Source organism: Candidatus Thiothrix sulfatifontis (genome assembly GCA_022828425.1).
Lineage (GTDB): Bacteria > Pseudomonadota > Gammaproteobacteria > Thiotrichales > Thiotrichaceae > Thiothrix > Thiothrix sulfatifontis.
On the sequence record CP094685.1, the window covers coordinates 3227646 to 3248124 of the forward strand.

The 20479-nt window shown below is 52.0% G+C and carries 17 protein-coding genes, 3 tRNA genes and 1 pseudogene; 5 read left to right on the plus strand and 16 right to left on the minus strand.

The window, feature by feature from the left end; all coding sequences use genetic code 11:
• Window positions 1-4 precede the first annotated feature (4 nt).
• The 8 genes from L3K52_16105 to L3K52_16140 form a co-directional block, all read right to left on the minus strand.
• Window positions 5-4855: an alpha-2-macroglobulin family protein gene (locus tag L3K52_16105; GenBank protein UOG91697.1), complete on the minus strand. Its 4851-nt coding sequence runs from the start codon at window positions 4853-4855 to the stop codon at window positions 5-7.
• A 129-nt stretch (window positions 4856-4984) separates the two neighbouring features.
• Window positions 4985-5060: transfer RNA gene (locus L3K52_16110), tRNA-Glu, on the minus strand.
• 36 nt (window positions 5061-5096) lie between these two features.
• Window positions 5097-5172, minus strand: a tRNA-Glu gene (locus L3K52_16115).
• 23 nt (window positions 5173-5195) lie between these two features.
• The gene (locus tag L3K52_16120; protein ID UOG91698.1) at window positions 5196-5396 is read right to left on the minus strand and encodes a hypothetical protein; all 201 of its coding nucleotides are present in this window, start codon (window positions 5394-5396) and stop codon (window positions 5196-5198) included.
• 24 nt (window positions 5397-5420) lie between these two features.
• Window positions 5421-5496 (minus strand) — tRNA-Ala (locus L3K52_16125).
• Window positions 5497-5539: 43 nt separating this feature from the next.
• Window positions 5540-5989 (minus strand): CBS domain-containing protein, encoded by a 450-nt coding sequence (locus L3K52_16130; GenBank protein ID UOG91699.1) that lies wholly within the window; start codon window positions 5987-5989, stop codon window positions 5540-5542.
• A 94-nt stretch (window positions 5990-6083) separates the two neighbouring features.
• Complete coding sequence (gene gltX / locus L3K52_16135; protein UOG91700.1) at window positions 6084-7496, minus strand: glutamate--tRNA ligase; 1413 nt, start codon at window positions 7494-7496, stop codon at window positions 6084-6086.
• Window positions 7497-7742: 246 nt separating this feature from the next.
• Window positions 7743-8228: a phosphatidylglycerophosphatase A gene (locus L3K52_16140; GenBank protein UOG91701.1), complete on the minus strand. Its 486-nt coding sequence runs from the start codon at window positions 8226-8228 to the stop codon at window positions 7743-7745.
• Window positions 8229-8323: 95 nt separating this feature from the next.
• On the opposite strand from L3K52_16140, the gene L3K52_16145 reads away from it, so the two are divergent.
• The 5 genes from L3K52_16145 (at window position 8324) to grxD (ending at window position 12138) form a co-directional block, all read left to right on the plus strand.
• Entirely contained in the window at window positions 8324-8704 is a 381-nt protein-coding gene (locus L3K52_16145; GenBank protein ID UOG91702.1) for a thioredoxin domain-containing protein, read from the plus strand.
• An 87-nt stretch (window positions 8705-8791) separates the two neighbouring features.
• The gene (locus L3K52_16150; protein ID UOG91703.1) at window positions 8792-9913 is read left to right on the plus strand and encodes an FIST C-terminal domain-containing protein; all 1122 of its coding nucleotides are present in this window, start codon (window positions 8792-8794) and stop codon (window positions 9911-9913) included.
• The gene (locus L3K52_16155) at window positions 9906-11297 is read left to right on the plus strand and encodes an ATP-binding protein (protein UOG91704.1); all 1392 of its coding nucleotides are present in this window, start codon (window positions 9906-9908) and stop codon (window positions 11295-11297) included. The genes L3K52_16150 and L3K52_16155 overlap by 8 nt, the downstream gene beginning before the upstream one ends.
• Window positions 11298-11442: 145 nt before the next feature.
• Window positions 11443-11709, plus strand: coding sequence for an EF-hand domain-containing protein (locus L3K52_16160; protein ID UOG91705.1), 267 nt, complete (start codon window positions 11443-11445; stop codon window positions 11707-11709).
• A gap of 93 nt (window positions 11710-11802) precedes the next feature.
• Entirely contained in the window at window positions 11803-12138 is a 336-nt protein-coding gene (grxD, locus tag L3K52_16165; protein ID UOG91706.1) for a Grx4 family monothiol glutaredoxin, read from the plus strand.
• Window positions 12139-12172: 34 nt separating this feature from the next.
• Here grxD and L3K52_16170 read toward each other — a convergent pair.
• The 8 genes and pseudogenes from L3K52_16170 to carA form a co-directional block, all read right to left on the minus strand.
• Window positions 12173-13275, minus strand: a pseudogene (locus L3K52_16170) (transposase).
• 153 nt (window positions 13276-13428) lie between these two features.
• Window positions 13429-13866: a DUF2384 domain-containing protein gene (locus L3K52_16175; GenBank protein UOG91707.1), complete on the minus strand. Its 438-nt coding sequence runs from the start codon at window positions 13864-13866 to the stop codon at window positions 13429-13431.
• A 2-nt stretch (window positions 13867-13868) separates the two neighbouring features.
• Window positions 13869-14147: a segregation and condensation protein A gene (locus tag L3K52_16180; GenBank protein UOG91708.1), complete on the minus strand. Its 279-nt coding sequence runs from the start codon at window positions 14145-14147 to the stop codon at window positions 13869-13871.
• 96 nt (window positions 14148-14243) lie between these two features.
• Window positions 14244-14981, minus strand: a complete 738-nt coding sequence (locus L3K52_16185) for an adenosylcobinamide-GDP ribazoletransferase (protein UOG91709.1) — start codon at window positions 14979-14981, stop codon at window positions 14244-14246.
• Window positions 14981-15589, minus strand: coding sequence for an alpha-ribazole phosphatase family protein (locus tag L3K52_16190; protein UOG91710.1), 609 nt, complete (start codon window positions 15587-15589; stop codon window positions 14981-14983). The genes L3K52_16185 and L3K52_16190 overlap by 1 nt, the downstream gene beginning before the upstream one ends.
• Window positions 15589-16074, minus strand: a complete 486-nt coding sequence (greA, locus tag L3K52_16195) for a transcription elongation factor GreA (GenBank protein UOG91711.1) — start codon at window positions 16072-16074, stop codon at window positions 15589-15591. Before greA ends, L3K52_16190 begins: the two co-directional genes overlap by 1 nt.
• Before the next feature lie 4 nt (window positions 16075-16078).
• A complete protein-coding gene (gene carB / locus L3K52_16200; GenBank protein UOG91712.1) occupies window positions 16079-19309 on the minus strand; it encodes a carbamoyl-phosphate synthase large subunit in 3231 nt (1076 codons plus the stop codon).
• Window positions 19302-20441, minus strand: coding sequence for a glutamine-hydrolyzing carbamoyl-phosphate synthase small subunit (carA, locus tag L3K52_16205; protein ID UOG91713.1), 1140 nt, complete (start codon window positions 20439-20441; stop codon window positions 19302-19304). The genes carB and carA overlap by 8 nt, the downstream gene beginning before the upstream one ends.
• Window positions 20442-20479 lie beyond the last annotated feature (38 nt).

Sequence of the window (20479 nt, forward strand, 5' to 3'; positions counted from 1 at the left end):
GCGCTTACGGAATCACCAGCGCGGGCGGCACAGCCCCTAAGCCATTCAGTTCCGGGCGGTACATGTCTTCAACATAAGGCGGCGGCACCGCAAACTTGCCCGCTGACACCACCCGCACCAAATAGAACAAATGGTGGCGTGTTTTCGCCGTCAACGGCAGTGCAGCGATGTAACGGTCATCGCGGAATTCCTGCGTGCGCAATTCGCTACTGCCCAACAGCTCTAATACCGGCTTATCCATCCCTTCCAATTGCAAGCCCTCTAAGGATTCGTTGCTAGACAAATTGGTATTCTCAATTTCAAAGCCTGCGGGCAATAAATCCGCCACCAGCGCATCATTGATGTCAATATTGCTGCTTACCGTGAGATGCGTGAGCAATAATGCTCCGGCCTTAATGCCATCGGGTGATACTTTTTTGCCATCCAAACTGTACCAAGCGCGTTGTATTTCAATCGGATCACTGTCCGGTGCAGGCACGCTATTCGGGTAGCCATCCACATTCAACGCCAAGTATAGCGGCTGCGGTGCTGTCACCTGAATGCTTTGCTGAAAATCCGCCGCGCTCAAGGCACGGTATTGCGTACCACTGCCTGCCAAATCCACGCTGTCCTTGCCGATGGTCAGCGCCGCTTTCCAAGCCGTTTGGGATTTCTCCTGCACTTTCAAGCCCGCTAACAAGGTGAACAGTTGCTCTTGTGTGCTGAAATAATTGCGGTTATGCAGCAAATCCACCAACTGATTAATTTCTGCGGCGAGTTGCGGCAATTTAGCCTTATGGCGCAATAGCAAGTACAACACAGCCGCCTGATCACGCAAGCTGCTGCCGTAATCACCGAGGTATTTTTGCTCATCACGCACCAGCGCCAACCCCTGTTGAATCGCCGCGTCACCGCGTTTACTGTCACCGCCCGGCACCATTTTCAGCGCCAAACCCAAATGCACCAGCGGCAAACCCGAAGCCGCTTTGCCCAAGTCTTTTTCATACATGACTTTCAGCGTCCCCGGCGAAGCACGTTTCACCCGTGCCAATACGTACCCTGCATAAGCGCGAGCGGCGAAATCAACATGCTCTGGCCTATCCGAAAAATCATACCGGCTTTCCGCAGCGCCTTCGCCTTCCTGCAAACGCTCTTCCAGATTTTGCAGCGCCCGCTGCAACAACCATTCCGGCACCGTAAAGCCCTGCTCTTTGGCATCCAGCAAAAAATCCACCACATACGGCGTGAGCCAATATTCTTCTTGCCCGCCGTTGGCATCGCCCCACAAGGTGAAACCGCCGTTGGCTAACTGCATTCCCGCCAAACGCAATAAGGCCGCCGTGACGCGCTCATTCCGCTCTTTCATCTCCAACGGTTCGAGACCTAACGATTCCGCTACATTTGCATCCAAGTATAAATAAGGCCAGGCGCTACTAGTGGTCTGTTCCAAACAACCGTAAGGGTATTGCAACAAGCCTTGCAACGCATTCCGCAACGGCAACACCGGCGTTGCCCCCACACTCAGATTCGCCTGCAAACCCGCCGCTTGAAACTGTTGAATCGTCGCTGCATCCAGCTTCAGCGTTTCACCCGCCGCCAATTCCCGCTTTTGTGCCAAATATTGCGCCGGGTATGCAGGGCGTATCGCAACCTGAAGCTGATGCCGCGCGGTAAAGCCTTTCCCCGTCAACTCCAGATTAATCTGCCCGCTACCCATCGCTTGCTGCGCGGAGATTGGCAAACGTAGCGTTTCGCGCTTACCCGCCACCAACGCGAGTTCGCGGGTATCGGTCACACCCGACAACAGCGCATTGCTGCTGAGTTTTAATGTCACCACTTGCGTTTCCGTCGTGGTGTTATTCACGTCAACACTCAGAAAACTGCTGTCACCAGCGGCAAGAAAACGCGGTGCAGCCAAACTAGCAACCACGGGCGAAGCCACTTTCATCTCACGTTCGGCGCTACCAAAACGGTCTGCTGTTGCAGCAACCGCCATTAAGCGTAAAGTTCCATCGAAGCCGGGTAATGGCAATTCAATTTTAGCCTTACCCTCGGCATCAAACGTCACCGCACCGCTAAACAGCGACACAATCCGCAAATCCGCCTGCCCCAACGTGCCACCGCGCCGCCCACCGGCATCGCCACCAAAACGTTGGCGTAGGGGCGCACCGTCCACACTCTCAATAATTTTGCCGTAAGCGTCATACAGACTAGGCGTGTATTGGTGTTGTGAGAAATAAAACGCCAGCGGATCGGGTGTTTTGAAATCAGTAATGCTCAATACGCCCACATCTACCGCTGCCAAGGTCACGATCGCCTGTTCGTCACTGAGATTATCCGCACTGACGGTCACAGTGGTGGTCTTTTCGGGCAATACTTTTTCGGGCGCTGCAATGCTCACATTCAAACGCCGTGCATCCCGATCCAATGGCAGGAAAATCACCCCCAACGCACGGTTAGGCGCAATTTTCTGCTCACTACTCGCAAGGCGGAACGACGTCACCGTGACGTATAAATCGTGGCGATCCCACCCTTTATCCACGGGAATCTCCACCGTCATGCCGTCGGCGGGCAATGTTACCCGCTGTGACCACAACAGCGCTTCACCTTCCACCACCACCAATGCTTCACCAGCCGCAGGCGGGGTAATTTTCAATTTGACCACATCACCCGCTTGGTACTTGGCTTTATCCAAAGCCAATTCAATCTGGTCAGGGCGGGCGGCATTGTTCTCCGCTTGCTCCCAATCCCAACCTGCATGGAACGGGTAAACCGCTTTCAAGCCAGTTTCCACATCTTCGACTTCCAAACGGTAATAGCCGTATTGCACCGCAAACACCGCTTTGCCACGCGCATTCGCATCCAAGGTAACTTTTTGCTGCACGGTCGGGTATTCACTGGAAATCTCTTTACGCTGCCAACCTTCGGCATTGTTGTATTCCCAGAAATAGTCCTTCTCTTCCCTAACCAAGGTCACAGCAAGCGCTTGAGTAGTGGGAACCGCCTGCCCTTCTGCATTCAGACGCACCAACTCGAAACCCGCCTCACCGTTATCGGCTACGGTGTCTTTGCTGAATAAGGGACGAATGCCCACCAAATTCGGGCTAGGCCAAAACGGAACATCCAACTTGCGGGTAACGCTGCGCCCGCCGGTTTCGTGCAAACTGCCGATAATGCTCAAGGTCAACGGCGAACTGATGTTGCCCACTAACGCCGGGCTTTCCACAAAACCGCCGCCGGTTTCATTGAGCATCACTTCCGGCAAATCTTCGCGACTCACCAATTTCTCATCGGCAGGATCGCCAAAATAGTAATCTTTAAATTCAGCCAAAGGATGACGATTCACGCTCACCGTGCGCACAGCGGTTAACTTATTGCCACTGGCAGGCGCACCGTACAAATAATCACCCTGCGCCGCCACCACCAGCTTTTTCCCCGCCGTCAACAATTTCTCTTCCGCACTCAAGGCCAGCTTCATGCGTTCCGGCATGAAATCTTCGACGTGAAAATTAAAACTGCTGACCGGCGCTTCATCTTTGGCATTAATCCGCACTTCTGCTTTCCAGGTTCCCGTTGGCGCATCCGCCGGAATCGGCAAGCGGTAGCTGAAAAAGCCAAGATCGGCATTGGCAGCCAGCAAGTTTTCTTCCAATAATAATTTGGTATCGGGGCGCACAATGCGCAAGTGCAGGTTTTTCAGCGCAACCGCTTTGCCATCCCGATCACGCAACAACACCGACAAATCCATCGGTTCACCGGGGCGGAACAAATCACGGGTGCTGTAGATAAACGGTGCAATCGGCTTATCCGGCAACCCGGTTACGGCGTATTCTGACAAATCCAACGCCGCTTCCCGCAAATCCAAAAACGCAAACTGCGTTTCCTGCTGCGCTGTCAGCAATAAATCACCACTGGGTCGATGTTCAAAACTGACACGCCCAGCCGCATCGGTTTCCAGCGTCAACGCTTCTTTTTCGCCTTGCAACTTCAATTGCACCCCGGATAACGGTTTGCCGGTGTCCAAAGCATTCGCGAACACTTCCAACCCACGCGCATACAAACGCACATGCAAACCAATGTTCGTCACGACGAACTGCGTAATCCGGTAAGCCTCATCGTTAAAACGCCCCGGTTCCCGCATCACCGCAAAATACACGCCCGGCGTTTTCAACTCTTGAATATCTTCTACCGGAATCAACATCGAAGTACGCGCATTCAACTTGGCATCCGTCACGTAGCGGCGGGCATACACACTTTCAGTCACGGCATGGATTTCTTCCAATTGCCACTGCGACAAACGCCCGCCCAAACTGACCGTTTTGAGCATATCCGGCAATTTTTCTGGCTGCACCCGCAGGAATTCAATGTCCAATTCCGGCACATTCACCACCCGAATCGGCAAGCCGCCCGTCAATTTTGCAGGCAAAATGCTGCCCGTCGTCGCGAAATCAAATGCAGGGCTAATATCGCGGGTTTTAAGGCTGGTATCCGACGGTTTTTGCAATTTCAGGCCGTTTTTACTGGTGACACCCGGCCTAATCTGCACGCGATAATCGGTTTGTGGCTTGATATTGCTGAAAAACAGGCGACGCGATTCGCTGGTCATCACCCACTGACCTTCGACCATTTTGCCGTTAGCCGTTAAGGTGATAAAACTGTTGTAATTCTCGGTGGGATTCAAATCTTGTGAAAAAGTCACCGCCAACGCCGGGCTGGTATCCAAGGTACGTTCCGACACATCCACTACCAACATTTGCGTCAATAAGGCTTCATTGCTGTATTGCGGCGCTTCTGCCTCTGCCCTTGCCTGCCCCATAAATAACAGTAACAGACACACCCCTAACCACGGTAACACGCGACGAATTTGATAAGCCATTATTGTTCTCCACCCTGTAAGACCAGATGCATTGTATAGAATGCTAGTATAGACTTTTTTGGCACAGATAAGTTACCACAATGTGGTGACAATACTTAATCGGAGGGAGTGTGAGAAGAAAGAAAAAAGTGGCGACCCTATGGGGATTCGAACCCCAGTTACAACCGTGAAAGGGTCGTGTCCTAGGCCTCTAGACGATAGGGTCGCTGATGTGAAACTTGTATAGCCAGACTTGGAAAAGTGGCGACCCTATGGGGATTCGAACCCCAGTTACAACCGTGAAAGGGTCGTGTCCTAGGCCTCTAGACGATAGGGTCGCTGATACAAACTTCCAAACCTACTATTTATCATCTTCCCGTGGAGAGAAAATGACAATGGTGGCTAACCCGGCAAATGTAACCATAAAACCGAGTGGTACCGCCAATAAAAACATTTTCGCCAATTCGTCACTGTCTACTAACATGAAACCAAATCCGAAGATTAAGCCTACAACTGTTATCACCAAACCAATGATCAAACTGTAACGACCAAGACGATCCATAAACACTCTCACGTCGTTCAATAATGGTGGAGCTAAGCGGGATCGAACCGCTGACCTCTACAATGCCATTGTAGCGCTCTCCCAGCTGAGCTATAGCCCCACGGCGAAAGAGAGGCGAATTCTGAGGGAATCCGCCAACCTTGTCAAGCGCCTTTTAAAGAATTTGCGAAGATTGCTTTGTGCACATCGCCAAGACTAATAATGCCCACTAACTTGCCCGCTTCAACCACCGGAATCCGGCGAATCTTCTGCACGCACATAATAGAAACAGCTTTCATCAAGGGCATCTCAGGGCTGGCAGACGCCACCAGCTTGGTCATCAAATCGCTGGCATTTAAACTCAACGCATCGCTGTAACCTTTTTCCATCTTCTCAAAATCAGGCACGCCCTCTTCACGCGCCACCTCACCGATGTCAGGAAACATCTTACGCAATACGTCTTTTTCAGACACAACGCCGACGACATTGTTGCTGTCATCGACCACTGGCATCCCGCTGATTTTGTTGAAACACATAACTTCGACCAAATCGCGCACCCGCGTGTTAGGCTTCGCCGTCTTGACGCTAGTATTCATGATGTCTTTAACTTTCATTCATCCTCCTCCTCATTCATGCTATGTTTTGGTAACACAAATATAACATAAAAGCCCTCATAAATTGTATGAGCTTAAGAGAATATTATTCGCTTCAAACCGCGAGCGTGCTGATAAACTGAACAGCTCGCTGAATCCGCTGCAATGCCCGTTCACGCCCGATTAATTCCAAGGTAATTTCCAGTGACGGCGAAGAAGCACTGCCCGTCACCGCTACCCGCAACGGCGGCCCCACTTTGCCCAGTTTCAAACCTAATGTTTCGCACGCGGCTTGAATCGCGGCATGAATGTTTGCACTCTGCCAAGCAGTCAACGCCGCCAGCTCTTCATGCACCACCTGCAAATTGGCAGCCGTATCTGCTTTAAACTGCTTTTGTACCGCTGCGGCATCAAAATCCGTGAACTCTTCGTAGAAATAGCGGCTAATCGCCACCATTTCCACCAAGGTTTTCGCACGATCGCGTTGGGCATTGATAACAGCGGCTAAGGCAGGACCTTGCGAGACATCCAAGTTTTGCGCCTGCAAATGCCATTGCAATTGCGCCTCCAACGCCTCTACCGGCAATGTTTTGATATAGTGCTGATTGAGCCAGAGCAATTTTTCCGCATTGAATGCCGATGGTGCACGGTTAATCGCCTCCAACGAGAACAATTCGATCATTTCCTCCCGCGAGAAAATTTCTTGATCGCCATTCGACCAGCCCAAACGCACCAAATAGTTCAGCAAAGCTTGTGGCAGGAAACCGTCATCGCGGTACTGCATCACACTCACCGCGCCGTGACGCTTCGACAAACGCTGTCCATCCGACCCCAAAATCATCGGCAAATGTGCAAATTTCGGCGGCTCAAAGCCCAATGCCCGCATAATATTGATCTGACGCGGGGTATTGCTGATATGGTCATCACCCCGAATCACATGCGTCACCTGCATATCAATATCATCCACCACCACGGTCAAGTTATACGTGGGCGTGCCGTCAGAACGTGCAATGATTAAGTCATCCAGTTCGGCATTGCTGATGGTGATTGTGCCGCGCACCAAATCGTTAATTTCCACCACACCCGTTTGCGGGTTACGGAAACGGATCACCGGCTCAATACCTTCTGGCGGTGTTTCGTCCTGACGATCACGCCATAGTCCGTTGTAACGCGGATTTTCTTTACGCGCCATTTGGCCTTCGCGCATCTGCTCCAGCTCTTCCTTGCTGCAATAGCAACGGTAAGCGTGACCACTCGCGACCAATTGCTGAATCACTTCCGCGTAACGGTCGAAGCGTTGGGTTTGGTAGAACGGGCCTTCGTCGTGCCCCAAATCCAACCATGCCATGCCTTCCAGAATCGCATCCACGGAAGCTTGCGTGGAACGTTCGCGGTCGGTGTCTTCGATACGCAAAATGAAAGTACCGCCCATCTTGCGGGCATACAGCCAAGAAAACAGCGCGGTACGTGCGCCACCAATGTGCAAATAACCAGTCGGGCTAGGAGCAAAGCGAGTTCTGACGTTCATGACATTCCAGTGATTGATTTTTAAATAATACCTTAAGCAAAACTGAACGAAAAATAACCGAAATATTCAGTTCAAATTCAGTGCCACCCTCACATAATCAGCCTCGTTCAAGGGCTAAAGGGGTAGAAGAATAATAACAGGGCTACGCCCCTTCTTTTTATTCCGCATTGAAGCGCCCAATAATAATAACAGGCTTCGTGTCTTGAAAGCCTTCCTTCGGGAAGGCTTTTTGTTGTCTGCGCAATCTTAAGCGCCAAACAATCTTGCCAACACTTGCAACGCAATCCAAGCGTAAATACCCGCCAGTATATCATCGAACATAATTCCGAAGCCGCCGGGTACATCGCGATCCACCAAGCGTATCGGCCACGGTTTCCAAATATCGAACAGGCGGAACAAGCAAAAGCCCACCACAATCCACACCCACCCAGCGGGTGCTGCCAACATGGTTAGCAAATACCCTGCAAATTCGTCCCACACAATCCCGCCGTGATCATGCACACCCAGACGCCGTGAGGATTCGCCACAAATCCAAATACCGACCAACGCCATCACCAGCAATACGGCGACATAACCCCAGAGCGGCAATTGCACCAACAACACATACAACGGAATCGCCGCCAAGGTTCCCGCCGTGCCGGGCGCAAACGGCGATAAACCACTGCCAAACCCGAATGCCAAAAAATGGACGGGGGAAGAAAAAACCGTTTTTGCCGTTACTGTTACGTGCATGAGAACCCATTCCTATACGCTTAAGGCTTAGGGATTATACACATCTAGCCTCAGGTCGCTATAATTGCGCCCCATCACTTAACCGGAAACGCACCATGACCACTGACACCTTTATTTATGACATCAACGGCATTGCCGATTTTGAAGAACGGGTACTCAAAGCCTCATTACGCACCCCCGTGCTCGTCGATTTCTGGGCGGATTGGTGTGGCCCGTGCCTGTTCCTTGATCCGGTATTGAAAGCCGTTATTCCCGAATACCAGGGCAAAGTGGTACTCGCCAAACTCGATACCGAAGAAGATGAAAATATGAAACTGGCAGGTCGTAACCAAGTGCGCGGTTTTCCCACTGTCATTTTGTTTGAACAGGGTGAAGAAGTCGCCCGCTTTAGCAGCGCCCGCAACAAACCGTTCGTCAGAGATTTTATCGACACCAACAGCAAAATGCTGGCAAAAGTTAACCCCTTACATCCATAAGACTAGCGTCTTGGAATGAGTCATGCCATTATTCCGATAAAGCAATCATTAATAAAAATTATCATTAGTTGAGGGAATGGCACCACCATGAAAATCCATACGCTTTCCTATACCACCACCAAAGGTTTTTCTGACAATTTGCCTGCCATGACAAGCGCACAGCAGCTTGTGCTTGTCTTTGGGGCTTCGGATTTTATCAATCAACCCGCACCCTTTGAAGTGCTAACGGCACAATACCCAAAAGCTATTTTTATGGGATGTTCCAGTTCAGGTGAAATCCTCGCTGGTCATATTCGTGACCACAGTCTGGTCATTGCGTTGGTAGAATTTGAATCCACCACATTACGCCTCGCGCAAGTGGCTATTCACAACCCGTCAGAATCACGCACCATTGGGCGTTTTCTGGCAGATAACCTCGCGCACGACACCCTAAAAGGCATTTTTACCCTCTCAGATGGCTTAAAAGTCAACGGCAGCGAACTCACCCAAGGGTTTAACGATGTCGTCAGTGCGGCGATCAGCGTCACCGGCGGGCTGGCAGGCGATGGCGAACGTTTCGTGAATACCTGGGTATTAAAAGACGGTAAACCCACCAGCGGCATCGTCACCGCGCTCGGCTTCTACGGCAACATTCACATCAGTCATGGCTCCAAAGGCGGTTGGAAACCTTTTGGGCCAGCCCGCGAAGTGACCCGTGCTGAAAACAACGTGTTATACGAATTAGCCGGTAAACCTGCTCTGGCTTTGTATAAAACCTACCTCGGTGAAATGGCCACCGGATTACCCGCCACCGGGCTACGCTTCCCCTTAGCCCTGAGCCGACCCGGTGAAACCAAAGAACTGGTACGCACCATCTTAGCGGTTGATGAAGCCACGCAATCGCTCACCTTTGCCGGAGACATTCCCGTCGGCTCGCAAGCGCAATTAATGCGGGCAAATTTGGAACAATTGGTGGAAGGTGCTGAAGATGCCGCGTTAATGTGCAATGCCGACACCGACAAAACCGTGCTGTGCATTGCGATCAGTTGCGTCGGGCGGCGCATGGTCATGGGCGCAGATGCTGAGGAAGAAGTCGAAGCAGTGCTCGATAATCTACCGGAAAATACCACCCAGATTGGTTTTTATTCCTACGGCGAAATTTCACCGTTTTCCAAAGGCAATTGTGATCTGCACAATCAGACGATGACGCTGACCACGCTGTATGAGTGATTACGACCGCACGCTTAACCGGCAGTTACGCAGTCTGGGGTTAAACCCAGAAGCTCCCCCTGACGCTGCCAGTTGGCGTGCCTTCCTGAATCGGATCAGTCACACCTACGATGATCACAAACAAGCCTACTATGTGCTGGAACGTTCGTTAGAAGTATCTTCGCAGGAAATGCTGGCGCTCAATGCCACGCTCCAACAGGAATCGCAGGAAAAAATTCGCGCTCTGCAACAATCCAAGGAAAAATCGCGCTTCCTCGCCAATATGAGCCATGAAATCCGCACCCCCATGAACGGCGTCTTGGGGATGCTGGATATTCTCGCCAAAACCCCACTAGACCCACAGCAGCAAGAATACCTGCACACTGCCTACAGCTCCTCCGAAATCTTATTGGATGTCATCAACGCGGTGCTGGATCTTTCCAAAATCGAATCCGGGAAGCTGGCACTGGAACGCATCCCCTTTAACATGCACAAACTCGCCGCCGATATGGTGCTGTTATTCAGTGGCTCTGCGACCAAAAAACACCTAACGCTAAGCAGCCAAATACTCAATGACTGCCACGCATGGTTTTACGGCGACCCCATTCGCCTGAAACAAGTGCTGGGGAATTTATTGGGCAATGCGGTGAAATTCACCACCAGCGGCACAGTAGCGCTATACATCGAAGCCTTGCAACAACAACCCGAACAAACCACTCTGCGTTTATTGGTTGCGGACACTGGCCCCGGTATTCATCCGGCACAACAGGAAGCGCTCTTCAATGCCTTCAATCAAGCGGATGAGTCCACTACCCGCCTCTACGGTGGCACGGGATTAGGGCTAACCATCGCGCAAGAATTAGTACACCTCATGGGAGGTTGTATTCGGATAAAATCCACATCAGGGCAAGGCAGTACCTTCTATTTTGACCTCACCCTCACTAAACATCACTTCGTCAGCAACCCCGATGCTGATCATCCACACGCCACAACTGACCCTTCTGCCAATAGCGTATTGAAAGGACATATTCTGCTGGTTGAAGATAATCTGGTGAATATTAAAGTGGCGCAAGTCATGCTTACCAAACTGGGCATGGGCTTCGATATTGCGATGGATGGGCATGAAGCGGTCGCTATGTTGGCTAACAATCGCTACGACTTGGTACTAATGGATTGCCAATTACCCAGCATGGATGGCTACGAAGCCACCCGCCAATTCCGCCAAATGGAGCAAGCACAGCAAACACCGCGCACTCCGGTGGTTGCGCTCACTGCCAACGCCATGCAGGGCGACCGCGAAAACTGCTTGCAAGCGGGCATGGATGATTACATGACCAAACCCATTTCCATGGCAAGCTTGCGGCAAAAACTGCAACAATGGCTGACACCAACCCTCACGTCTTAAAATGTTCATCCCCTGTTAGCATCGCAGGATTATGCTGATACTGCGTGAAGAAAAACCAAAATTCTGACGTAATGCTGTCAACGTTGCCTCGGAATTCGCGTTAATCCCTTTCACCGACAACAAATCAACCAAACAGGGGTGCATTATGAACAAAATGATTTTATCAGCGCTAAGCATTGCCGTATTACTCAGCGCAGGAAACGCGGCTGCCGCAACTGACCCAGATTTCAAACGCTTGGATACTAACAAAGATGGGCTAATTTCTTGGCCGGAATACGCCGCCAAAAATCCCAAATCCGGCAGACTCGACCCGCGCCGCATTTTCGACAATGTGGATACTAACCGTGACGGCTATATCGATCCGGCGGAATTTGCCGAGATGAAACGCCGCCGTGATAACCGCAAGCCGTAGATGCGGCTATTCCTCATGGAATCTGACGTTTATTTATTTTGGGCAACAGGTAGAATGTAATCATCATCACTAAACCATAATGAGGATTATCGCATGAGCGCATTAGACCGTATCGACCAAGCCGTTAAAAGCAACCCCGTCGTCATTTTCATGAAGGGCACACCGAAAATGCCACAATGTGGGTTTTCCAGCCGCGCATCCCAAGCATTAATGGCGTGCGGCGAAGAGTTTGCTTACGTGAACGTATTGAGTGACCCGGAAATTTTCCAAGATTTACCACAATACGCGAACTGGCCGACGTTCCCGCAAGTGTATATCAACGGCGAATTGATCGGCGGCTGCGACATTACGCTGGAAATGTACCAAAACGGTGAATTACAGAAAATGGTTAAAGAAGCCATGCAGGGTAATTCAGGCGAAGCGGCTTAATCAGCCACACTGAGCACTTGACATCCTCCCCGCCCTAAAGGACGGGGATTCCTCCTGCGAGACGGCAATGTCCTGCCGCGAGAATGTTCTTGGCTGCATTGACATCTCTGTCATGCAATGATCCACAGTCGGGGCAAGTCCATTCTCTTATTCCAAGTCCTGTTCTACCTTTCGGACTGTTGACGGAAATGCTTCCGCAACACGAACAGGCTTGGGTACTGTACGCTTCGTTGACTTCCAGAAACACGCCTTGCATCGCTTTCGATTTTGCATCAAGTTGTGTTTTCAGCATGAACCAGCCTGCGTCCAAGACGCTTTTCGCCATTTTGGTTTTGATTAAGGCTTTACTGCTGACGTTGCCGACAACGATTAATGAATGCTCACGCACCAATTGGGTGGTGAACTGGTGGATAGCATCGGCTCTACGGTTTTTGACTTTGGCATGAATAGCCTTGACGCGCTGCTTTTTGTTGGCACGTTGGGCAATACCCAATTGTTTTTGGGCGTTGCGGTAGAATTGATTGGCTTGAAGTTTCTCGCCATTGCTACAGGTGGCGTAGTCTTTTAAGCCAAGGTCAATGCCGACTTCACCGCGCCCCGACGGCTTCAATCAACGGGCACTTGCACCACCACATTGAAATACCAGCGACCACGGGAATCCTCGGTGAAGGAGCCAGAACGGAAGGCGTATTGTGACAAGCCATAGCTGTCCCATACCTTGAAATGGTGCTTGTTGTAGCGCACTTGTCCGTCTTTCCACACGGCTGCACCCGACTTGAACGGTATCCAGCCCAACGAACGGCGGCTACCGCCTGATACACGCCAGCGTAGCTTATCTTTCTTGAATTGCTTACGGGCTTTGGCGTGGGCTTCGGTCACTTCTTGAACAGTTTGCGAGTGGAGAGTGAAGCCGCGTGCTTTCTTGAATGCCGCTTGGCTCTTGGCGAGATCGAAGGCGGTGAAATTATTTCTGAGGTAGCCGACTTCTGGCACGGCTATGTAGCTGTATTCTGCCGTGATAGCGTTGGCTTCGTTCCACACCTGATTGCACTCAAACGCCCACTGCTTTAGCACGGGTGCGTGTTTGTCGCGGATGCGGACTTTGAGGGTTTTCAGGGTAGTGGTAACGGGTTTCATGAGGTAGAGTGTAGCGGCATTACGGCAAAAAACCACTGCATGGATGACTCTTCATCAGAGGTAGCCGAAGACACTTATATCCCCGTCCTGAAGGACGAGGTTTTACGCGATTACTGATAAAAAGGGCTTGAATATCAAGCCCTTTTGCATCAACTAGGCTGCTGCTGCCTTCTTTTCTTCAGCCGCTGCATGAAGCGCATCGTTGATTGCGTAACCGTAAGCGCAATCCACTTCAATTCTGACCCGCATTAAACCATCATCCCCCTCATCCAACATCACCGCTAAGGGATTACGACGCTGGAAACGGCGGTGCGGCTTGCTCAACCACATCACCCGCATCTGGCTGCTAAACGGAAACGTGGTGCGCAAGGCATCGGCAATGCCCACAATATGATCAATGCGATTCATCATTTCGGTGGTTTGCGGGAAGGTTTTATCGCCTTGACGGTATTGCTGCAAATGGCGCGGGCGCACTTCTTCGCCCAACTGCAAAATCGCCAGCATCTCATCCGCGCTGATCTTCCATTCATCCATATGATTGAGGACAGCTCGCGTTAAAGCACTCATCTCTTCGCTTGAAAAGGTTTGCATGGTTAATCCCTCTTTTTCAGACCAGCAATCGACACCACTTTCGTCGCGCTGACTTCATCAATAAAGTGCGGACGCTCTTCACTCACCCCAGCCAATTGCGCCAATTCACGCTCACGCGCTGCAATCAAATCAAAGCATTTTTTCACGTCCTCAACCGTCGCATCGGATAAAGGGTAACGCACGGCTGAATCTGAAGGGGTTAAATCGCGAATAATGCCGCCGAGGGTTTTACGCATCGCCATCAGGATACGTTTTTCTGTGGAGAACTGTTCTGCTGACATAATAATTCTGGCCTGCCTGTGACGCTGCAAAATAATAAGATTATCTTAACAGCTAAGCCAATACCATACCACCAAGATGGGGATTGCGCGGTGCTCTCAAGCAGTCACGGCGGCGACAAACAAACCAACCGCTTCCAATAACACAATACTCGCGCCAATAGACTCCCAGGTTAGCCCGCCACTCGTCTGTTTGAGGCGTAAACGAATCAGCAACAGCAACACAAACACCCCCAATAACGGGATTCCTGCCACCAATGCGATCGGTAATGCCAACAATAACCAAATAAACAAGGCAACGTAGGGAAATTCAACCCGAAAATCTTGCGCCAGCGTTTGCCCCGGCGCACTCGGCGTGAACCCAATCAATGCCGCCACTAACAGACGTGCCGCCAGCGGTGCCATCATAATGTACAGCCACAGTTTGTATTCAATCAGCACCGAGAGCGCTGAAAACTTAACCATCATCACCAGCGCCATGACCCCCATGACACCGAAATGCGGCATCGGCAACTGCGCCGCCTCTGCATCATCCGCTATAGCGGCACTTCGCCCACCAAACAACCACACATTAATGCTACGCGCCAACGCATCCAAATGATGCAACTCACTGATAAACAACCAAGCTGTCAGTAAAATCACCGACGCCAACATCGGTTCAATGCCTTGCAAACGCCATGCGGTTAGAGCAAGTAACCCGCCCATTAACGCCCCAATCACCGGAAACCAAATCAGACCACGCCCTTTTTCTTCCGCCGAAAACGTGGCAATGGGCGGTGCTGGCAATAATGTCAACACCCGCAACGCCACCTGAAAAGAACGCAGCACGGCTTTCATTATCCGCAACCGTGTGCCAATAAACTGGCCCATTCACCGCTACGGTCACGCAATACCCGCAAGCGGGTCAACGCGCCGTACTCAATGTTCAAGGCCAGCAAGCGCTCATCCGACATTTGCAATACGTGCGCGATAATCACCCGAATCACCAAGGCATGAGTCACCACCAGCACCCGTTCGCCTCGGTAGGCACGTCCCATTTCTGTCCATGCATCCAACACACGGGCGCGAAAATCGCCAAAGCTTTCGCCGCCCGGTGGCGATACTTGTGCCGGATTCAGCCACCATTGCGCCAACTCTTCGGGATGCGTCGTCATCACGTCTTGCGGATTACGCCCTTCCCATTCCCCAAAATGGATTTCCCGCAGGCGTTCATCGCGCACCAGCGGTAAATCCTGTTTTTGCGCAAACCATTCGGCAAAAGCAGCACATTGCATCCGAGGTGAAGTAACCACGGCATCCCAATCTGGACTGGCGCGACCGAAAGCTTGTTTGAGCTGCTTCCAACTGGCTTTGGTGAGCGGAGTATCGAGTTCACCACAGAACACATCCCCCGCTTCCACCGCACCGTGTTGCAATAAGCCAATGTGAGTAAAATTATTGGCCACTATTGATAGCTAACCGCAACAATTTCATACTCGCGCTTGCCACTCGGCGCTTGCACGACCGCGATGTCGCCCTCTTCCTTACCAATCATCGCCCGCGCAATCGGGGAAGATACTGCCACACGGTTGTGCTTAATATCCGCCTCAATATCACCCACGATTTGATACGTGATGGTTTCGCCGGTTTCGACTTCTTCAAGTTCCACGGTTGCCCCGAAAACCACTTTACCGGGGTTCATTGCACCCACAACGGCCACATCAATCACTTGAGCCATCGACAAGGTGCTTTCCAGCTCCTTGATGCGCCCTTCGCAGAAACTTTGCTGCTCACGCGCTGCATGGTATTCGGCGTTTTCTTTCAAATCGCCGTGTTCCCGCGCTGTCGCAATCGCCTGAATAATTTGCGGGCGATCTTCGGTTTTCAAACGCTGCAATTCAGCCTTCAAACGCTCCGAACCCTTCAATGTCACTGGTGGTCTTGTACTCATCGCATCACACCCCTTGTTCTGTCAGTTCACGATGTAAATCTTGCAAGCAATACACTTGCTCGCTGTCCGTATACGCCATCGCTTTGCACAACGCCCGCGCACCCTCAATCGTGGTGGTATAGGTAATTTTGTGCTGCAAGGCTTCGCGGCGAATCTCAAACGAATCGCGGGTAGACTGTTCGCCTTCGGTCGTGTTCACGATCAGGTCGATTTCCTCGTTCTTGATCATATCGACGATATTGGGGCGGCCTTCACGCATTTTGTTGACGATTTCGCAGGTTACACCGACGTTCTGCAATTCGCGTGCCGTGCCACGGGTAGCCACAATCTTGAAGCCTTGCCCGATCAGCATATCGCCCACTTCTTTCAAATGACGGCGGTCGGCTTCGCGCACGCTGATGAACGCCACGCCAGACGTTGGGTAAACTTCGCCCGCTGCGTATTGCGCCTTGCCGAAAGCTTCGGCAAAGGTTCTGCCCACACCCATGACCTCGCCCGTCGATTTCATTTCCGGGCTGAGGATGGGGTCAACGCCGGGGAATTTGATGAACGGGAACACCGCTTCTTTCACCGCGTAGTAGGACGGAATGATTTCGTTCAGTGCATTTTGTGACGCTAAACTTTGACCAGCCATGCAGCGTGCGGCGATTTTTGCCAATGGACGACCAATCGCCTTGGACACGAATGGCACGGTACGTGAGGCACGCGGGTTCACTTCCAGCACGTATACGTCATCGCCCTTGATAGCAAATTGCGCGTTCATTAAGCCGATAACGTTTAGGGCTTTGCCCATGCGCACCATTTGCTCACGCAATTGGTCTTGAATCGCGACACTCAGGGAATACGGTGGCAAGGAACACGCCGAGTCACCGGAGTGGATACCTGCTTGTTCGATGTGCTGCATAATGCCGCCGATCAGCACGTTATCACCGTCGCAAATCGCGTCAACGTCCACTTCAATCGCATCATCCAGATAACGGTCGAGCAATACCGGCGAATCGTTGGACACGGAAACCGCTGTGGTCATGTAACGGCGCAATTCGTTTTCGTGGTAAACGATTTCCATCGCCCGTCCACCCAGCACGTAAGACGGACGCACCACCAAGGGGTAGCCGATTTCGTCTGCCAGACGTACCGCTTCGTCAATGCTTCTGGCGGTACGGTTCGGCGGCTGTTTCAAGCCGAGTTTGTGGATCAATTGTTGGAAACGTTCGCGGTCTTCCGCCAAGTCGATGGAATCCGGCGATGTACCGATGATCGGTGCGCCCAAGGCTTCCAGATCACGCGCCAGCTTCAGCGGGGTTTGCCCGCCGTATTGCACGATCACGCCGTAAGGTTTTTCCAGATCGACGATTTCCATCACGTCTTCGAGCGTCAGCGGCTCGAAATACAGACGGTCGGAGGTGTCGTAGTCGGTGGAAACGGTTTCAGGGTTGCAGTTGACCATGATGGTTTCAAAGCCATCATCACGCAACGCTAACGCCGCGTGGACGCAGCAGTAGTCGAACTCGATCCCTTGACCGATACGGTTGGGGCCGCCACCTAACACCATGATTTTCTTGCGGTCAGTCGGGTTGGATTCGCACTCTTCTTCGTAAGTAGAATACATGTACGCGGTATTGGTGGCAAATTCCGCCGCGCAGGTATCGACGCGCTTATACACCGGACGCACGTTGAGCTTGTGACGTGCCACCCGCACCGTTTTTTCGGTTTCGTGTAACAGTTTAGCCAAACGGCGGTCGGAGAAGCCTTTGCGCTTCAAGTTGCGCATTTCGTCAACACTCATGCTGTTCAGTAAACGGTCTTTCAAACCGTTTTCCATATCGACCAGTTCTTTGATTTGCACCAAGAACCACGGGTCAATGCTGGTTTGCGCGAACAGTTCTTCAATGCTCAAGCCCAAACGGAAGGCATCCGCGACGTACAAAATCCGTTCGGAACTGGCTTCGGTCAGTTGGCGGCGCAGCGTGTCTTTTGCGTCAGGGTCTTGCGGATCAATGCGCTCGTTCAAGCCATCAATGCCCGTTTCCAAACCGCGCAGGGCTTTCTGGAACGACTCTTGGAAGGTGCGTCCCATCGCCATGACTTCGCCGACGGACTTCATTTGCGTGGTCAAACGCGAGTCGGCTTGCGGGAATTTTTCGAAGGTGAAACGCGGGATCTTGGTGACAACGTAGTCGATAGATGGCTCGAATGACGTAGGCGTTGCTCCGCCGGTAATCTCGTTGCGCAATTCGTCCAAGGTGTAGCCGACTGCCAGTTTCGCCGCGACTTTCGCAATCGGGAAGCCGGTGGCTTTGGAAGCGAGTGCGGAAGAACGCGACACACGCGGATTCATTTCGATAACGATAATGCGCCCGTTTTTCGGGTTAACCGAGAACTGTACGTTAGAGCCGCCAGTATCAACACCGATTTTGCGCAGAACTGCAATCGACGCATTCCGCAGCAATTGGTATTCCTTGTCGGTCAGGGTTTGCGCTGGCGCTACCGTGATCGAGTCGCCCGTGTGGATGCCCATTGGGTCAAGGTTTTCGATGGAACAGATAATGATGCAGTTGTCATTGCGGTCACGCACGACTTCCATTTCATACTCTTTCCAGCCGAGCAGGGATTCTTCCAACAGAACTTCGGTGGTCGGGGACATATCCAAGCCACGCGCCACGATGGTTTCAAATTCCTGCTTGTTGTAAGCGATACCGCCGCCACTGCCGCCCATCGTGAAGGAGGGGCGGATAACAATCGGGAAACCCAAACCTGCTTGCACCGCACGGGCTTCGTCCATCGTATGGGCTACGCCGGAACGCGCCGATTCCAGACCGATTTCATCCATCGCCACTTTGAATTTTTGGCGGTCTTCGGCCATGTCGATGGACACTTCGTTCGCACCAATCATGTCCACGCCGAACTTTTCCAGCACGCCGTGGCGGGACAGGTCGAGCGCACAATTGAGCGCGGTTTGCCCACCCATTGTTGGCAAGAGCGCGTCAGGGCGTTCTTTTTCAATGATTTTGGCGACGGTTTCCCAGCGGATTGGCTCGATGTAAATCGCATCCGCCATGTTCGGGTCGGTCATAATGGTCGCGGGGTTGGAGTTGACCAAAATGACGCGGTAGCCTTCCTCACGCAACGCCTTACACGCTTGCGCACCGGAATAGTCAAATTCGCACGCCTGACCGATAATGATCGGGCCTGCACCAATAATCAGAATGCTTTTAATGTCAGTGCGTTTAGGCATGTGCAGCTCTCATCATCTCAATGAAACGGTCGAATACAGGGGCTACGTCGTGCGGGCCGGGGCTGGCTTCGGGGTGTCCTTGGAAACTTAACGCGGGGCAGTCAGTGCGTTCGATGCCTTGCAATGTGCCGTCAAACAACGAGCGGTGCGTGGCACGCACGTTGGCTGGCAGCGTGGTTTCATCCACCGCAAAACCGTGGTTTTGGCTGCTGATCATCACGCGCTTGCTGTCTAAATCTTGCACCGGATGGTTCGCGCCGTGATGCCCGAATTTCATCTTGACGGTTTTCGCGCCGCTGGCAAGACCGAGCAATTGATGACCTAAGCAAATACCAAACGTTGGGACTTTTTGCTCCAATACTTCGCGGATGGCGGCAATCGCGTAATCACACGGTTCTGGGTCGCCGGGGCCGTTGGAGAGGAATACGCCATCGGGTTTCATTGCCAACACGTCTGCCGCTGGGGTTTGCGCAGGCACGACAGTAACGTGGCAACCACGATCCACCAACATGCGCAGAATATTGGTTTTAATACCGTAATCGTAAGCGACGATGTTGAATTCAGCCGTTGTTGCGGTAGAGGGACGCGGGGTGGCGGGGTTTAATTGCCAACTGCCTTCTGTCCACACATAGCTGGACTTGACGGTGACTTCTTTCGCCAAATCCATGCCTTTTAAGCCGGGGAAGGAACGTGCCGCGTCCAGTGCTATATCCACGGACAGGTTTTCACCTGCCATAACGCAGCCACGCTGTGCGCCTTTTTCACGCAAAATGCGCGTTAAACGGCGCGTGTCGATGTCGGCAATCGCGACAACGTTATTGCGGGCTAAATAGTCAGGCAGGGATTCTTCCGCACGCCAGCTACTGTAAACCGCAGGCACATCGCGCACGATCAGCCCAGCCGCGTGGACTTGGGTGGATTCGCAATCTTCTTGATTGACACCGACATTACCAATGTGGGGATAAGTCAGCGTGACGATTTGACGTGAATACGACGGGTCCGTCAGGATTTCCTGATAGCCTGTCAGTGCGGTATTAAAGACCACTTCACCCGTGGTTTGGCCATCACAGCCGATGGAACGCCCGTGGAAAACACTCCCGTCTTCCAGCACCAGCAGTGCTTGCTTGTTCAAAAGAACCTCCGAAGTCTACATACGAAACGGGATGAGGC

Coding starts and splice junctions, on each gene's coding strand:
- greA (UOG91711.1), bottom strand. CDS start 16,074: ATGAGTACAAGACCACCAGTGACATTGAAGGGTTCGGAGCGTTTGAAG.
- L3K52_16160 (UOG91705.1), top strand. CDS start 11,443: ATGAACAAAATGATTTTATCAGCGCTAAGCATTGCCGTATTACTCAGC.
- L3K52_16180 (UOG91708.1), bottom strand. CDS start 14,147: ATGTCAGCAGAACAGTTCTCCACAGAAAAACGTATCCTGATGGCGATG.
- L3K52_16185 (UOG91709.1), bottom strand. CDS start 14,981: ATGAAAGCCGTGCTGCGTTCTTTTCAGGTGGCGTTGCGGGTGTTGACA.
- grxD (UOG91706.1), top strand. CDS start 11,803: ATGAGCGCATTAGACCGTATCGACCAAGCCGTTAAAAGCAACCCCGTC.
- L3K52_16140 (UOG91701.1), bottom strand. CDS start 8,228: ATGCACGTAACAGTAACGGCAAAAACGGTTTTTTCTTCCCCCGTCCAT.
- L3K52_16150 (UOG91703.1), top strand. CDS start 8,792: ATGAAAATCCATACGCTTTCCTATACCACCACCAAAGGTTTTTCTGAC.
- L3K52_16175 (UOG91707.1), bottom strand. CDS start 13,866: ATGCAAACCTTTTCAAGCGAAGAGATGAGTGCTTTAACGCGAGCTGTC.
- L3K52_16145 (UOG91702.1), top strand. CDS start 8,324: ATGACCACTGACACCTTTATTTATGACATCAACGGCATTGCCGATTTT.
- L3K52_16105 (UOG91697.1), bottom strand. CDS start 4,855: ATGGCTTATCAAATTCGTCGCGTGTTACCGTGGTTAGGGGTGTGTCTG.
- L3K52_16155 (UOG91704.1), top strand. CDS start 9,906: ATGAGTGATTACGACCGCACGCTTAACCGGCAGTTACGCAGTCTGGGG.
- carB (UOG91712.1), bottom strand. CDS start 19,309: ATGCCTAAACGCACTGACATTAAAAGCATTCTGATTATTGGTGCAGGC.
- gltX (UOG91700.1), bottom strand. CDS start 7,496: ATGAACGTCAGAACTCGCTTTGCTCCTAGCCCGACTGGTTATTTGCAC.
- L3K52_16120 (UOG91698.1), bottom strand. CDS start 5,396: ATGGATCGTCTTGGTCGTTACAGTTTGATCATTGGTTTGGTGATAACA.
- L3K52_16130 (UOG91699.1), bottom strand. CDS start 5,989: ATGAAAGTTAAAGACATCATGAATACTAGCGTCAAGACGGCGAAGCCT.